Source organism: Arthrobacter sp. 35/47 (assembly GCF_000520475.1).
GTDB lineage: Bacteria > Actinomycetota > Actinomycetes > Actinomycetales > Micrococcaceae > Arthrobacter_D > Arthrobacter_D subterraneus.
In genome coordinates, this window is the sequence record NZ_KI914591.1 from 1 (window position 1) to 15,630 (window position 15,630).

The following is a 15,630-nucleotide window of genomic DNA, read 5'->3' on the forward strand; positions in this document are numbered from 1 at the left end:
AACCCCGCCCCGCGAGTGGCGGGACGGGCTTCTGAACAGTGCCTGCGCGGGGCCTCGATCCCCGGGCCTTCCGCGTGTGAAGCGGATGCTCTACCAGACTGAGCTACACAGGCGAATAGTTCCCAGCCAGTTTAGGGCATTCCCGGACAGAACCTGCAAACGCCGGATTTGATGGATATTCAGCCGGACAGTAAGTAGCCTGACAAACCCGGACAGTTCCACACGGAGCATCACTTCCCAAACACGCGAAGGAGTTTGTTATGAACGATCAGGACATCCTGGCGCGGATCCAGGCGCTTGTCGATGAGGAGCACGAGTTGCGGGAGCCAGCCGCGGATGACCCTGCGGATGACCGGCGGTCGCGCCTGCGCCGCGTCGAGGAGGAGCTCGATCAATGCTGGGACCTGCTGCGTCAGAGGCGGGCAAAGCAGGATGCGGGCGAGAGCCCACAGGAGGCGGAGGCAAGGCCGATCGACCAGGTTGAGGGTTACCGCCAATAAGTCCCGTCCACGGACCCAACGGTGACGAAGATCGTAGACAGACAGCGAAAGGAAACCATGGCAAGCCTGAAGGCATTCGCGCTCATTTGTACTTTGACACCGTCACCGGCCGAGTCCAGCAGCGATCTGATGGCCAACCGCATTCTTGGCCGGCTTGAGGAGCAGGGCGTCGAGACGTCGTCTGCCCGGGTAGTGGACCACAACGTCGCCCCGGGCGTTGAGGTGGACATGGGCAACGGCGATGAATGGCCGGAACTCCGCCGGCGGATTCTTGAGGCGGACATCTTGCTGCTGGCTGCCCCCATCTGGGTGGGACACATGAGCAGCCTCGGGCAACGCGTATTCGAGCGGCTGGACGCGGACCTGTCCTCCACGGATGACGAGGGCCGGCCCATCATGTACAACAAGGTGGCTCTCACCGCCGTCGTCGGAAATGAGGACGGCGCGCACCACGTGACCGCGGAAATGCACCAGGGCCTGAACGACATCGGCTTCACCGTGCCGGCGCAGGGCGGCGTGTACTGGGTGGGCGAGGCGATGCAGACCGTCGACTTCAAGGACCTGGACCAGATTCCTGATCCGGTTGCCTCGACCATTTCCTCCATGACCGCCAATGCAGTGCACCTGGCCCAGTCGCTGAAGTCGGCCCCCTACCCGGCGCCCTAACATCCATTTGGCAGGACACGCCGCTTTGCCTCACGCATAAGGGGTGTGTCCTGCCAACTCACGGTTCAAATTGAGGCAGGCAAACGCTTGAGTGATCAACTTAAGGACGATGAGGCGCGGCGGCGGGAACTGGGGAACAACGCCGGACCTGTCGAGGAAGAGATCGAGGAGTCGTTCGACCGGACGGTGGATGAGGGTGCCCAACGCCTCCACCGCACCTTTCCGGACGTCCTGATCACCGGGTTCTTCGGAGGCATCGAGATAGGCATCGGTGTGATCGCCTACCTTGCGGTCCTCCACCAGACCGACAATCACCTGCTGGCGGGGCTGGCCTTCGGCGCCGGCCTCATAGCGCTGCTGCTTGCCAAGAGCGAGCTCTTCACTGAAGGATTTCTCGTTCCCATCGCTGCAGTGACCGCGAAGCAGGCAAGTCTGGCCCAGCTCGGCAGACTGTGGGGCGGAACCCTCGTGGCGAATCTGGCCGGCGGCTGGATCTTCATGCTGATCGCCATGACCGCGTTCCCACAGTGGGCGGAAACGGTCGCCAGCGCCGCCGAGCACTACGTCGGCGCTGAATTCAGCTGGCAGACCGTCTGCCTCGCGCTGCTCGGGGGCAGCACCATCACGCTGATGACCCGAATGCAGCACGGTACGGAGGCGATGAGCGGAAAGCTGGCTGCCGCCGTCGTCGGGGGTTTTGTGCTGTCCGGGCTGCAGCTGTTCCACTCGATCCTGGATTCACTGCTGATCTTCGGGGCCATCCAGTCCGGCGCCCCCATCAGCTATGCCGACTGGCTGGAATGGTTCGGTTACACCGTGGTGTTCAACATCCTCGGCGGGATACTGCTGGTCACCGCGCTCCGGCTGGTCCGGGACCGCAAGCTTGTGGAGCGCGAGCGGGAGAAGGCGAACTGAACCGTTGGTTTGGCAGGACACGCCGTGAATGACCACGCACAAGGGGTGTGTCCGGACAACTCAACGGTCACCGGCGCCGGGCAAGCCAGCCCAGGGTCAGGCTGCCCATCATCCGCCGGAACCCGCTCTCACCGCGGGTAACCTCCAGCGCCGCCCACAGCATCAGGCACGCCGTGCTGGCTGCTGACAAAGCCCGCCGGTTTTTCTCCTCAAGCGCCATCATGGAGGCGGCGCCCAACAGCGCCCACCCGATGATGGGGGCGTTGGGAGGTTGCGCGACCGTCTGCTCCCCGCGGTCATTCCGGATGAAACCCATCATGCGCCCTTCTTCGACGTGGCCTTCGAGGCCTTCTTCGGCGCTGCTGCGCCCTTCTTCTCGCGGTTCTTCTCCACGCTGCGGCGGAGGGCTTCCATCAGGTCGAGAACGTTTCCGCCCTCCTCTTCTCCGGTCTCGCCGAACGTCTCGTCGGTATCCAGGGCCTCGCCCTTTTCGAGTTTCGCCTCGATCAGCGTCCGCAGCTGCTCCTGGTAGTCATCCTTGAAGTTCTCGGGATCGAAGTCGGAGGAGAACGATTCCACGAGGGCCGCCGACATCTCCTTTTCCTTGGCGGAGATACGGACCTTCTCGTCGAGGGAGGGGAAGGTGGCCTCGCGGACCTCGTCCTGCCAGAGGAGCGTCTGGATCATGAGGACGTCACCGCGCACGCGCAGGGCTGCCAACCGTGACTTCTGCCGCAGCGAGAACTGAACGATCGCCGTCCGGTCCGTCTCCTCCAGGGTGCGCCTGAGCAGTACATAGGCCTTCGTGGATTTGGAGTCCGGCTCAAGGTAGTAGGCCCGGTCGAACATGATCGGATCGATCTGGTCGCTCGGCACAAACTCGACCACCTCGATCTCGCGGCTCTTTTCCACCGGCAGCGAGGCGAGGTCTTCACTGGTGAGCACAACGGTGCGCTCGCCGTCGTCGTACGCCTTGTCGATGTTCTTGTACTCAACGATCTCGCCGCAGATCTCGCACCGACGCTGGTAGCGGATGCGGCCGCCGTCCTTGTCATGGACCTGATGGAGGCTGATGTCGTGGTCCTCCGTGGCGCTGTAAACCTTGACGGGCACGTTGACCAGCCCAAACGCTACTGCGCCCTTCCAGATGGCTCTCATGTTCCTAGTGAACCAGTGTTGCCGGTGCCGGTCTACGATTGCTTAGGTGAACTCCGAACCGATGGTTACCAAGACGCTTGCCGATGGAGAACCTGCCCTCTGGTTCGAGATGCGCTTCAACGCACCCGCCAGGGTGCTCTGGAAGCACCTCACCGAGCCGGACAAGCTCAAGTACTGGTTCCCGTGCCAACTGGAAATCTCGCCGCGACCGGGTGCTGTGGTCACCTTCAAGTTCCCCGGCCAGAGGGCCATGGAAGGCACCGTCCTGGAAGCGGAGAAGCCCCGGCTCCTCGCCTACACCTGGGATGAGGAAGTCCTGCGCTGGGAGATCGAGGACGACGACGACGGCGGCAGCCTCCTCACGCTCACCAACACCCTCTCGGAGGGCCAGGACCTCGCCCGCACCGCAGCCGGCTGGCACCTCACCCTGATGGGCCTGGACGATTACCTGAATGAACGCCCGCTGGGGCAGGACCCGGCGCTGTGGGACGAGTACGTGGCCAGGTATGAGGACCAGCTCGGGTAGGCCACTGGCGTAAAGCGCGCATCCCTACAAGACTGGGGAAATGGCTCCAGGCAGCGCGCAGCAGACGGTCACCGTCGATGGGCGCCGCCTGAAGCTAACCAGCCTCGACCGCGTGATGTATCCGGAGACGGGCACCACCAAGGCAGACGTGCTGGCCTATTACGCGGCCGTTGCCGACTGCCTTATTCCGCACGCGCGCAACCGGCCCGTCACCCGGAAGAGGTGGGTGAACGGCGTCGGCACGGAGGATAAGCCGGGAGAGGTGTTCTTCCAGAAGAACCTGGACAAGTCCGCGCCGTCGTGGATCGAGCGCCACGGGATCGAGCACAGCGACCACACCAACGTCTACCCGATGCTCAACAACCTGGCCACGCTGACCTGGCTGGGACAGATTTCCGCACTCGAAATCCACGTCCCGCAGTGGCAGTTCGGGCCCAACGGTGAGATCAACAATCCGGACCGGATGGTGTTGGACCTCGACCCCGGTCCCGGAGCCACGCTGCTCGAATGCGCCGAGGTGGCCCGGCTGGCCCGGAGCATCCTCACGGACATGGGCCTGGACCCGCGGCCGGTCACGAGCGGCTCCAAGGGCATCCACCTGTACGCGGCGCTGGACCGCAAGCAGACCTCGGACGAGGTGTCCGCCGTCGCGAAGGAACTGGCCCGCGTCCTGGAAGCGGACCATCCGGACCTGGTGGTCAGCGACATGAAGAAGTCGCTGCGCGGCGGAAAAGTACTGCTCGACTGGAGCCAGAACAACCGGAACAAGACCACCATCACCCCGTACTCCCTGCGCGGGAAGGCCCACCCCACGGTTGCGGCACCGCGGACCTGGGAGGAACTCGACAGCCCGGACCTGGACCACCTCGACTACCACCAGGTCATTGAACGCATTGCCGAGCACGGTGACCTGCTGGCGGACATGGACACCGGCCGCGCAGACCCCGCCGCGGTCCCCTCAACCGACCAGCACGACGACGGCGCCCGCGACCGGCTGCACACGTACCGTTCCATGCGGGACGCCTCCAAGACGCCGGAACCGGTCCCGGACACGGTGGGGGAGGCCGGCGGCAACAGCTTCGTCATCCAGGAGCACCACGCCCGCCGCCTGCACTACGACTTCCGGCTGGAACGCGACGGCGTCCTGGTCTCCTGGGCCATCCCCAAGGGCCCGCCCACGTCCAGCGGCGTGAACCATCTCGCGGTGCAGACCGAGGACCATCCACTGGATTACGGATCGTTCGAAGGCACCATCCCGAAGGGTGAGTACGGTGCCGGCGAGGTGTACATCTGGGACTCGGGCACGTATGAGGCGGAGAAGTGGCGGCCGGGCAAGGAAGTCATCTGCACGCTGCAGGGCCGTGAGGACGGCGGACTGGCCAAGGGTGGAAATGCCGTGCGCAGGTTTGCCCTGATCCACACGGGCGGCGCCACGGATTCGTCGGAGAAGAACTGGCTGATCCACCTGATGAAGGAACAACCCGGCCAGCCGTCGCCGCCCGCGTTCACGCCGCGGACTACAGAGGATCTGCCCACCCTGAAACCCATGCTGGCGACCACTGGTTCCCCGGGAATCGTGCGGTCCGGAGATGACTGGGCATTCGAGATGAAGTGGGACGGCATCCGTGCCGTGGCAACGGTGACGCCGGAGGGAACCCGGCTGCTGAGCCGCAACGGAAATGACCTGACCAAGGCGTACCCGGAACTGGCGGATCTCGGCAGCTACGTCAATGGTGAACAGGCAGTGCTTGACGGTGAAATCGTCGCCATCAACAAGGCCGGCCGCCCGGACTTCGGCCTGCTGCAGGGGCGGATGAACCTGACCAAGAAGTCCGACATCGACGCGGCCAGGAAGCGGACTCCCGTGCATTTCCTCCTGTTCGACCTCCTCCACCTGGACGGGAACTCCCTGCTGGACCTCGGGTATTCACAGCGCCGGGAGGTCCTCGAACAGGCAGTGGATGCTCCCGGCGACGGCCATATCCAGGTGCCGCCCGCCCTCGATGCGACACTCGACGAGGCCATTGAGGCCAGCAAGGAACTCGGCCTTGAGGGGATCATGGCAAAGCGGGTGAACAGCACGTATTCACCGGGACGCCGGTCGGAGTCCTGGGTGAAGATCAAGCATTCGCTGACCCAGGAGGTCGTTGTCGTCGGCTGGCGGCCCGGCAAGGGGAGCCGCGCGCACAAGGTGGGGTCGCTGCTGGTGGCGATCCCGGACGGCGTTGACCTGAAGTACATCGGACGGGTCGGCTCCGGCCTGACGGAGCGGGAGCTCGCGGAGATCGGATCACGGCTGAAGAAAATGGCCCGTAAGACCGCCCCGCTCGAGGATGTTCCGGCACCTGACGCGGCGGACGCGCGGTGGGTCCGTCCCGCGCTGGTCGGTGAGGTGCAGTTCAGCGAACGCACGTCCGGGGGCAAACTACGCCACCCGGTCTGGCGGGGGTGGCGGCCGGACAAGAAACCGTCCGACGTCGTCGTCGAAATCTGAAGTGACCGGCGGGGATAAGGCGCCGGCTATTCCGAGGGAAGCGAAAGGTGGGGAGGAGTCTCATGGAACTGGAACAGCTTGACGCCTGGTGGAGGGCGGCGAACTACCTGTCCGTCGGCCAGATCTACCTGCGCGACAACCCGCTGCTGCGCCGGCCGCTGCGCCGGGAGGATGTGAAGGAACGGCTGCTCGGCCACTGGGGAACCACCCCGGGCCTCAACTTCATCTACGCACACCTGAACCGGACCATCGTGGAGCGCCGGCAGGAGATGCTGTTCATCACCGGCCCCGGCCACGGGGGCCCCGCGAACGTCGCCAACGCGTGGCTCGAGGGAACCTACACGGAAACCTACAGCCATGTCGGCAGGAACGAGGCGGGCCTGAAGGAGCTGTTCCGGCAGTTCAGCTACCCGGGCGGAATCCCTTCACATGCGGCGCCGGAAACGCCCGGTTCCATCAATGAGGGCGGCGAGCTGGGGTACTCCCTCGCCCACGCGTTCGGGGCGGTCTTCGACAACCCGCAGCTCATCGCCGCCTGCGTCATCGGCGACGGCGAAGCGGAGACCGGACCGCTGGCGGCCAGCTGGCACTCGAACAGCTTCCTGGACGCACAGCACGACGGCGCGGTGCTGCCGATCCTGCACCTGAACGGGTACAAAATCGCCAACCCCACGGTCCTCTCGCGGATGCCCGAGACGCAGCTGGAACACCTGATGCGCGGCTACGGCTACGAACCGCACTTCGTCACCGTCAGCGATCCGCACACCACCGCGCAGGCGCACGCGGACTTCGCCGCGGCCCTCGACGCCTGCCTTGACCGGATCGCCGAACTCCAGGCGGCAGCGCGCCAGGAACCGGGCGCCAGCCGGGAGTATGAGCCGTGGCCCATGATTGTGCTGCGCTCGCCGAAGGGCTGGACCGGCCCCGCGAACGTCGACGGCAAGCCGGTGGAGGGCACCTGGCGGGCGCACCAGGTCCCGCTGTCCGGAGTGCACGACGACGATGCGCACCTGCGCCAGCTCGAGGAGTGGATGCGCTCCTACCGCCCGGACCGGCTGTTCACGGAGGAGGGCACGCTCGCGGAGCAGGTGGCTGCCTGCGCGCCCTCCGGGGATCTGCGCATGAGTGCCACCCCGCATGCCAACGGAGGCCGGCTTCTGCAGGACCTTCGCCTGCCCGCCTACGCCGACCACGCCGTCGCCGTGGACAAGCCGGGCCGGGAAAAGGTGAGCCCCATGCTCACGGTCGGAGGCTACCTGCGGGACATCATCAGGCTGAATCCGGAGAACTTCCGGCTCTTCGGCCCGGATGAAACCGCGTCCAACCGACTGCAGAGCGTCTATGACGTCACCGACAAGGCATGGCAGCACCGGATTGACGACGTCGACGAGCACCTTGCGCGGTCCGGCCGGGTTCTCGAGGTCCTCAGCGAGCACCTGTGCCAGGGCTGGCTTGAGGGGTACCTCCTCACCGGACGCCATGGGGTGTTCAACTGCTACGAGGCGTTTGTGCACATTGTGGATTCGATGTTCAATCAGCACGCAAAGTGGCTCAAGGTGCACCAGGACCTGCCCTGGCGGCAGCCGGTCGCGTCCCTGAACTACATGCTTTCCAGCCACGTCTGGCAGCAGGACCATAACGGCTTCTCGCACCAGGATCCTGGATTCATCGACCACGTGGTGAACAAGAAGGCCGACGTCATCCGTGTCTACCTCCCCCCGGACGCCAACACCATGCTCGCCGTGACAGAGCACTGCCTGCAGACGCGGGACCGGGTCAACGTGATCGTCACGGGCAAGCAGCCCACCATGACCTGGCTTGGCCCGGAGGACGCCAGGCTCCACGTGGAGCGCGGCATCGGAGTCTGGGACTTCGCGGGAAGTGAGGATCCGCACGGCGGGGAGGATCCCGACGTCGTACTGGGTTCTGCAGGAGATGTGCCCACCGTCGAGGTGGTGGCCGCGGCCAAACTGCTGGAGGAGGCGTTGCCGGATCTCAGGGTGCGCGTGGTCAACGTGGTTGACCTGATGCGGCTCCAGGATGATTCCGAGCACCCGCATGGATTGCCGGCCAGGGATTTCGACACCCTCTTCACCCGGGACCGGCCCGTCATCTTCGCCTACCACGGCTACCCGTGGCTGATCCACCGGCTGACGTACCGCCGTACCAACCATGACAACCTCCACGTCCGCGGATACAAGGAGGAGGGAACAACCACCACGCCGTTCGATATGGCGATGCTGAACCAGATCGACCGGTACCAGCTGGCGATGGACGTGATCGACAGGGTGCCGTCCCTGCGGTCCACGCAGGCGGGGCTGCGGCAGCACCTCCAGGATGAGCGGCAGCGTGCCTGGCAGTACACGCGCGACGCCGGCAAGGACATCGCCGCAGTGACCGGATGGCTGCTGGAGGAGGCATCGCCCGACAACGCGTAATGTCGTGCCGATGGCACAGAGAAATCCCAAGGTCCCGCGGGTACGAATAGGTGTTATGAGCACCATCCAGGTAACCCAGACCGCTTCGGCGGATGATTCAACCATTCTGGCTGCTGCCCGCCGCGCTGTCTCGGACGCACTCTTCGATCTCGAGCAGGCCTGGCGGAACCCGCGGCCGGATGCAGTGGTCGCTGCTGCCCGCAGGCAGCTTGCCGCGGCCGAAAGCTGGGCAGATGCCCGGCGCGAAGGCGCCTGATCAGCCAGTGCCCGACGACGGCGCTTGCCCCTGCGCGGCCGTCGCCTGCGCACTCGGGGTGTGGATAGTCCGAATTGCTGATGGCCGCCGGGAATCTTTGGTGTAGCGTCCGATATGGCGCACAGGAGCGTGCGCGGGATGAGTCTACCTGGGGGAATTGTGGATATTGGTCTGTTGATCACGCTTGCGGTGATCGTCGGCGCGGTGCTGGTTCTGGGGTTGATTGCCGCAGTCATTGCGCGCATGGCCCTGCGCATCGCGAGCCCGTCGGAAGCGCTCATCATCACGGGCAAGGGAAATCAGGAAAGCCAGCGGGTGGTGTTCGGGCGCACCTTCATCAATCCGTTCACCCAGCGTGCGTTCTCGATCTCGCTGGCATCGCGTCAGGTGACCCTCCAGATCGAGGGAATTTCCAAGAACGGGATCAAGCTGCACCTGACCGGCGTGGCACAGATCAAGGTGGGAGGGGACGAGGAAGCCGTCCGCCGGGCGGCGCAGCGCTTCCTGAACCAGCAGGACCAGATTGACCACTACACGCAGGAGACCCTGTCCGGATCACTGCGTTCCATCGTGGGTACCCTCACGGTTGACTCGATCATCAAGGATCGTGCGTCCTTCGCCAAGAGCGTGAAGGAAGAGGCCGAGCACTCCATGCACAACCAGGGCCTGGTGATCGACACCTTCCAGATCCAGTCCGTCAACGATGATTCCAGTTATCTCACCAACCTCGGCCGCCCCGAGGCCGCGCTGGCCGAGAAGCTCGCCAAGATTGCCGAGGCGAACGCGGCCCAGGAAGCAGCTGAGGCAGCCGCGATCGCCGACGAGCAGGTAGCGCTCGCCGAGCAGCGCCTGGCCATCCGCCGGGCCGAGCTCAAGGAAGTGGCCGACGCCCGCCAGGCGCAGGCCGACGCCGCCGGGCCGCTCGCCGCTGCTGAGCAGAAGGAAGCGATCCTGCTCAAGGAGCAGCAGGTGACCTCGCGCCAGGCGGAGCTGCGTGAACGTGAACTCGACATCGAGATCCGCAAGCCGGCGGATGCGGACAAGTACCGTGTGGAGCAGGAAGCCGCCGCCAAGCTCGAGCAGCGCAAACGCCAGTCGGAAGCCGATCAGGTCGAGGCCGAGGTTCTGCTGACCAAGCGCCGTCTGACCGCGGAGGGCGACAAGGTGGCTGCCGAAGCCGAGGCTGCAGCGAGCACCGCCCGCGGCAACGCCGCCGCCGCGGTGACCCGGGCCAACGGTGCTGCCGAAGCTGAGATCATCAAGGTCCGTGGTGAGGCTGAGGCCGACGTCGTGCGCCAGAAGGGCATCGCGGAAGCGCAGGGTATCGAAGCGCAGGCACGTGCCTACGAGCAGTTCAACGATGCCGCCGTCCTCAACAAAGTCATGGAGATGCTGCCGCTGGTGGCCCGCGAGATCGCCGCACCCATGTCCGCCGTCGACAACATGACCGTCATTTCCAGCGACGGTGCAAGCCAGCTCAGCAGGAACGTCAGCAGCGGGCTGCACCAGACATTCCAACTGCTGAAGGACACCACCGGGCTGGACGCCGTCGAAATGCTCCGCAACTGGGGCAGCGACGGGACAAAGCCTTCGCCCGCTGCCCCGGCGGACACCACTTCCTAGAAGTCTCACGGTATCCTCGGTGCAGACGGTTTTCGGTTAACGCTCCTTCACTGAGTTCGAGGAGGCGCAGCCGGGAACAGCGGAAGTCAGTCACTCGGGAGGGTCAATGAAGATCATCGTTCTGATGAAAGAGGTGCCGGACACCTACGGCGAACGCACGCTGAATCTCGAGACAGGACTGGCGGAGCGCGGCGCCGGCGAGTCCGTGCTTGACGAGATCGGCGAGCGTGCGCTCGAGCTGGCACTGTCGCAGACGGGTTCAATCGAGGACCTTGATATCACCGTGATGTCCATGGCCCCTGAATCGGCCGCGGCCACACTGCGCAAGGCCCTCGCCATGGGAGCGTCCAGGCTGGTGCACATTGCCGATGAAAAGCTGGCGGGCGCCGACCTGGGGCTCACCGCGGACGTCCTTTCCGCCGCGATCCGACGCGCCGAGTGGGACCTCGTCATCGCCGGGAACCTGTCCACCGACGGCTCCGGCGGCGTATTGCCCGCCATGATCGCCGAACTCCTGGGGGTCCCGTACGCCAGTGCACTGACCTCGGTGAACATCACCGCCGACCGGGTCAGCGGAACGAGGGAGACTGACGGCGGGATCATGGAAGTCAGCGCCCCGCTCCCGGCGGTCATCTCCATCACCGAGCGGTTCCCGGCTGCGCGTTTCCCCAACTTCAAGGGCATCATGGCGGCGAAGAAGAAGCCGGTGGAAACGCTGACGGCGTCTGATCTTGGAATCGACCCGGAGTCGCTCGACACCCCGCGGTCCATCATGCTCGCCGTCTCCGAACGGCCGGCCCGATCAGCCGGAACCAAAATCATTGACGAGGGCGACGGCGGCGAGAAGCTCGCCGAGTTCCTGGTCCAGAACCGACTGGCATAAGGAACCGATGATGACCGCATTCCCCGAAGATTCAATCCTCGTCCTCATCGAAACCACTCCCTCGGGCGAACCGGCCAGGAGCGCAGCGGGCCTGCTCGGCGCAGCCGCCCGGGTCGGCACGCCGGTGGCCCTCATAACGCGAATTCCCGGAAAGGCAGATGATGCGGCGCGGGCTGCAGGCCGTCTCGGCGCAGCGGTGGTGCTCACCGCGGAGCCGGAGGGAACCTCGGCGCTCTTGACGGTACCCACCGTCGATGCCCTTGCGGCGGCGGTCGACCTGGTGAAGCCGGACGCCATCCTGATTTCCAACTCTGTGGACGGCCGTGATGTGGCCGGGCGCTTCGCTGCGCGCACGCGCTCCGCACTTGCGGTTGACGCCGTGGGAGTGGCGCGCGACGATCAGGGAATCGTTGCCCAGCACTCTGTTTACGGCGGTGCCTACACCGTCGAATCCGCGCCCACCTTCGGTGCACCTGTGATCACACTCCGCGAGGGTGCCGTGGATGCCCGGGCAGAGGCCGCCACCCCGGACGTCCGGACGCTCGACGTTGCGTCCTCGGGAGTGCCGGCGGCATCGATCGAGTCATTCGAGGAGCGGGCGGTGACCTCTACCCGTGCTGAGCTGCGCGGCGCGGCCAAGGTTGTAGCGGGTGGCCGGGGGCTCACCTCCCAGGAGCAGTTTGCCCTGGTCGAGCAGTTGGCGGATGTCCTGGGTGCGGCCGTCGGTGCCTCCCGTGCGGCGGTGGACGCCGGCTGGGTTCCGAACAGCTACCAGATCGGCCAGACCGGGGTATCCGTCTCGCCGCAGCTCTACGTGGCGCTTGGTGTCTCGGGCGCCATCCAGCACCGTGCCGGCATGCAGACCGCCAAAACCATCGTCGCCGTGAACAAGGACCCGGACGCGCCGATCTTCGAAATCGCCGACTTCGGTGTGGTGGGAGACGTCTTCGACGTGGTGCCGCAACTGATCAGCTCGCTGTCGGCGCGGAAGGAGTAGGCATGGCGACGTACGGCCGCACGCTGCGCCGGGGGTTGCCCCGCCGAAGCGGCGGAGAACCGTGGCCACCCGCTGACGCCGCTCCCGCCGGCCTGGTTGAGCAGCCTGAACCGGCGACGGCGACGGCGGCACCTGCCGAAGGGGCTGTGTTGCCTGCTGCTGAAGCTGCGTCGACGGCTACGCCTTCCACCGAAACCATGACGACGACGGCGCCTCCTGCAGAGCGCGCCGCGCCTGCCGCGGGGGCGGAGACAGCGCCGGCACCGGCGCGCGCCGTTCGCCGGGGTCTGCCCCGGGTGCGCGGAGGAGAGCCATGGCCCGCGGCCGGCTCCCTGTCCACCGCAGGGCGCTCCGCAGAGACGGCCGCGGAGGACACGCAGATCGAGGCTGGGTCCGCACCGGCACAGCCGGTCGGGCAGCCGGGGCCGTCGGCAGCCGCACCATCCGCGAGCGAAACCACCCGTCCGGCGGAAACCCCCGGCCGGATCACTGCACCGGTGGCCGCGGACGGTCTGCGACGTGGACTGCCCCGCGTGCCGGGCGGCGACCCGTGGCCACCCGAAACCGTAATCGCTGTCGAACCTGTAGCGGCCGTCCCGGTTGAGCCGTCGGCGGCCGTCCCTGCGACCCGGACGGAGGTGCGGGAGGAAGAAGCACTGATCCCGACCGACGAGCAGGAGGCGCCGCCGTCGTCGGAACCCCAACCGGCACCAGCGGCATCAGGAGACCGCCGCCCACATCCCGCCACGCCCGCCAGCCCGGCGGAAACCGTACCCGAAGAACCCGTACCCGAAGAACCCGCCCGGGAGGCGAAGCCGGGCGTCCGGAAGCCGGCCGGACCCCGGAGCCGCACGGCCAGGCTGCTGGTGGGTGCCGTGGGCCTTCTCGCGGTCGCGCTGACCGTGGTGTTCTTCACCCGCTGGTTTGTCACGCTCGGCTTCATGCAGGACTTCCTGGCGCGCTACCCGGGCGAGACTCCCTTACCGGAGGGCGCCCAGCCGGGATTCCCCGCGTGGGTGCAGTGGCAGCACTTCTTCAACTTCTTCCTGATCGTCCTCATCATTCGGTCGGGGCTGCAGGTCCGGAGGGAAGCAAGACCCCCCGGATACTGGACACCGAAATGGTCCAGGGGCGACGCCGGAAAAATCAGCATCACCCTGTGGTTCCACCAGGCCCTCGACATCCTGTGGCTTCTGAACGGACTGGTGTTCGTTGTGCTGCTGTTTGTCACCGGGCACTGGGTGCGGCTGGTGCCCACCACCTGGGAGGTGTTCCCGAACGCCCTGTCGGCGCTGATCCAGTATGTTTCGCTGGACTGGCCCACGGAGAACGGCTGGGTGAACTACAACAGCCTCCAGATGCTCGCGTATTTTGTCACCGTCTTCGTCGCGGCGCCCCTGGCCGCGCTGAGCGGTGCCCGCATGTCCGGGCTCTGGCCGAAGACGGCCGCTAAGCTCAACCGGGCCTACCCGGTTGAATGGGCACGGGCCATTCATTTCCCGGTGATGCTCTATTTCGTGGTGTTCATCATCGGCCATGTTGCGCTGGTGTTCGCCACGGGTGCGCTGCGCAACCTGAATCATATGTACGCCGGGCAGGACGCAGTGAACTGGACCGGTTTCTGGATCTTCTTCGTGTCGCTCCTGCTGGTGGCCGGCGCGTGGCTTGCAGCCAGGCCCGTGGTGCTCGTCCCCATTGCTGGACTATCGGGCCGGGTCAGTTCGCGCTGACCCGGCCCGGAACCCGTGGGGTCAGCCCGCTACCGTGCCGTCCGCGCCAACCTGGAGGGTCACCACATCGTCATAGACGCGGCGCTCGGTCTTGACCAGGTTGTAGTTCTCGTCCAACACCGGGAAGACGTAGACCGGGCTGAGTCAGCTCCGCGACCGGAACGTCCTGATCTGGCGGAACCGCCGCACCAGGCTGTCGCGGCGTGACGCCCCGGACTCCGACGACGGATCAGCCGTCAGTTCAATATGCCGCTCCCCGTAGTTCCACAGCAGCACGTCGTCGAGGAGACGGTCCGGCCCCGGCGAATACCGGTGGTCGAGCGCCTTCCGGACCGAGGTGATGGTGTCCGCCTGCAGCAGCGAGGCGAGGGCCGTCGTCGTGGTCAGTCCGTGCGCAGCCAGCAGCTCCGCGGCCCACCGCCAATCGTCGTCGGACTTGCGGTCCACGTGCGGCAACAGGGTCTGCCACACCTCACGGATGCGGTCGGGGGTGAGTTCGACGCCGCCCTCGCCCTCCGGATCCCAGAACCCGGTGACCTTCTGGTAGCGGGAGTGCAGATCCGCGAAGGTTGACTCGACACTCTCCAGCATGGCTGCCGTGGCGGTGAACTGACGGTCGAAGTAGGGGCTCCACGCCTTCGGGTTGAAGGACTTGAACCGGATGTCATGCTCAATCTCCGACCATGCGTGGGCCAGGACGGTGCGGATCTGCGTCTCGAACAGGTAGCTTCCGGAATCGGAGCCAAGCAGCTGCTGGTAGGCGCGGACGGCGTCGTTCTGGATAGTGCGCAGGATCAGGTGCCGGCTGGAGTAGCCGTAGGTGCCCGATTCAATGGAGCCGATGTCCTTCTCGCGGTCCCCGCGGCAGTCGAACTCGTGCCGCTGCCGCTTGATGAGGTTTGCCGCGATGTCCACCTCATGGGGGAGCGTGGTGATGACGCGGACGCCCACCAGATCCGTCAGGTTGCGCAGCGGATCCGGGAACACCAGGCTGGGCGGACCGTCACCGTCAACCAGCATCCGTGACGCCTTGTCGCGGAAGGACTCGAGAGTCTTGGTCCGGGCTGTAACGAACAGCGGCCGCAGGTCCGTGCCCGCGAAGATGGCCTCGATCCGCTCCCGCGCGTCCGCAGTGACGGCCTCGAGTGCAGGCCGGACACGCTCATATTCGCGGACGCTCTCTTCGACGGCGGGCCGCAGCCGCTCATCCAACTCATCCCATGCACTCACCAACCCATCTAAACACCCGCCACCCCCACCGGCTACGCTGTCGAAGGTGACCTGCCTCCCGCGACGCGCAGTTCTCAGCGGGACACTGCTGGGTGCTGCCGGACTCGTGAGCTGCAGCGCCGGCAACCGGAGGAGCCCGGGAGAGGGGTCACCGAGTTTCGCCGACAGCAAGGAAGCCATGGCACCGCAGCGCTATGCCTACGGCAGTGACCCG

At 65.9% G+C, this 15,630-nt stretch carries 14 protein-coding genes and 1 tRNA gene; 11 read left to right on the top strand and 4 right to left on the bottom strand.

Going from position 1 to position 15,630, the window contains the following annotated elements:
• Nucleotides 1–39: 39 nt before the first annotated feature.
• Nucleotides 40–113, bottom strand: a tRNA-Val gene (locus X803_RS0106280).
• Nucleotides 114–260: 147 nt separating this feature from the next.
• Between X803_RS0106280 and X803_RS0106285 the strand changes: the two genes are divergently transcribed.
• From X803_RS0106285 to X803_RS0106295, 3 genes are all read left to right on the top strand, one after another.
• Entirely contained in the window at nt 261–500 is a 240-nt protein-coding gene (locus tag X803_RS0106285; protein ID WP_026544480.1) for a DUF2630 family protein, read from the top strand.
• Nucleotides 501–557: 57 nt separating this feature from the next.
• A complete protein-coding gene (locus tag X803_RS0106290; protein WP_026544481.1) occupies nt 558–1,166 on the top strand; it encodes a flavodoxin family protein in 609 nt (202 codons plus the stop codon).
• Nucleotides 1,167–1,253: 87 nt separating this feature from the next.
• On the top strand, nt 1,254–2,081 hold the full coding sequence (locus tag X803_RS0106295; RefSeq protein ID WP_026544482.1) for a formate/nitrite transporter family protein: 828 nt from the start codon (nt 1,254–1,256) through the stop codon (nt 2,079–2,081).
• 67 nt (nt 2,082–2,148) lie between these two features.
• Here the strand turns inward: X803_RS0106295 and X803_RS0106300 are convergent, their stop codons facing one another.
• Both X803_RS0106300 and X803_RS0106305 read right to left on the bottom strand, forming a co-directional pair.
• Nucleotides 2,149–2,400 carry a hypothetical protein gene (locus X803_RS0106300; RefSeq protein ID WP_026544483.1) on the bottom strand — a complete coding sequence of 84 codons (252 nt, stop codon included), beginning with the start codon at nt 2,398–2,400 and terminating at the stop codon, nt 2,149–2,151.
• Entirely contained in the window at nt 2,397–3,239 is an 843-nt protein-coding gene (locus X803_RS0106305) for a non-homologous end joining protein Ku (protein WP_026544484.1), read from the bottom strand. Before X803_RS0106305 ends, X803_RS0106300 begins: the two co-directional genes overlap by 4 nt.
• A 46-nt stretch (nt 3,240–3,285) precedes the next feature.
• Here X803_RS0106305 and X803_RS18210 point away from each other — a divergent pair, with 46 nt between their 5' ends.
• The 8 genes from X803_RS18210 to X803_RS0106345 all read left to right on the top strand — a co-directional run bounded on the left by X803_RS18210 (nt 3,286) and on the right by X803_RS0106345 (nt 14,186).
• Nucleotides 3,286–3,765: an SRPBCC domain-containing protein gene (locus tag X803_RS18210; protein WP_156929985.1), complete on the top strand. Its 480-nt coding sequence runs from the start codon at nt 3,286–3,288 to the stop codon at nt 3,763–3,765.
• A 40-nt stretch (nt 3,766–3,805) separates the two neighbouring features.
• The gene (locus X803_RS0106315; RefSeq protein WP_026544485.1) at nt 3,806–6,259 is read left to right on the top strand and encodes an ATP-dependent DNA ligase; all 2,454 of its coding nucleotides are present in this window, start codon (nt 3,806–3,808) and stop codon (nt 6,257–6,259) included.
• Between the two features lie 62 nt (nt 6,260–6,321).
• Nucleotides 6,322–8,697: a phosphoketolase family protein gene (locus tag X803_RS18215; protein ID WP_051470526.1), complete on the top strand. Its 2,376-nt coding sequence runs from the start codon at nt 6,322–6,324 to the stop codon at nt 8,695–8,697.
• Nucleotides 8,698–8,752: 55 nt separating this feature from the next.
• Nucleotides 8,753–8,953 (top strand): hypothetical protein, encoded by a 201-nt coding sequence (locus tag X803_RS0106325; RefSeq protein ID WP_026544486.1) that lies wholly within the window; start codon nt 8,753–8,755, stop codon nt 8,951–8,953.
• Between the two features lie 138 nt (nt 8,954–9,091).
• Entirely contained in the window at nt 9,092–10,576 is a 1,485-nt protein-coding gene (locus X803_RS0106330; RefSeq protein ID WP_156929986.1) for a flotillin family protein, read from the top strand.
• 106 nt (nt 10,577–10,682) lie between these two features.
• Nucleotides 10,683–11,459, top strand: a complete 777-nt coding sequence (locus X803_RS0106335) for an electron transfer flavoprotein subunit beta/FixA family protein (protein WP_026544488.1) — start codon at nt 10,683–10,685, stop codon at nt 11,457–11,459.
• 10 nt (nt 11,460–11,469) lie between these two features.
• On the top strand, nt 11,470–12,456 hold the full coding sequence (locus X803_RS0106340; protein ID WP_026544489.1) for an electron transfer flavoprotein subunit alpha/FixB family protein: 987 nt from the start codon (nt 11,470–11,472) through the stop codon (nt 12,454–12,456).
• Nucleotides 12,457–12,458: 2 nt separating this feature from the next.
• Nucleotides 12,459–14,186 carry a cytochrome b/b6 domain-containing protein gene (locus X803_RS0106345; RefSeq protein WP_026544490.1) on the top strand — a complete coding sequence of 576 codons (1,728 nt, stop codon included), beginning with the start codon at nt 12,459–12,461 and terminating at the stop codon, nt 14,184–14,186.
• Nucleotides 14,187–14,330: 144 nt separating this feature from the next.
• Here X803_RS0106345 and X803_RS0106355 read toward each other — a convergent pair whose 3' ends face one another.
• On the bottom strand, nt 14,331–15,419 hold the full coding sequence (locus tag X803_RS0106355) for a GTP pyrophosphokinase (protein WP_026544491.1): 1,089 nt from the start codon (nt 15,417–15,419) through the stop codon (nt 14,331–14,333).
• Nucleotides 15,420–15,630: the final 211 nt, after the last annotated feature.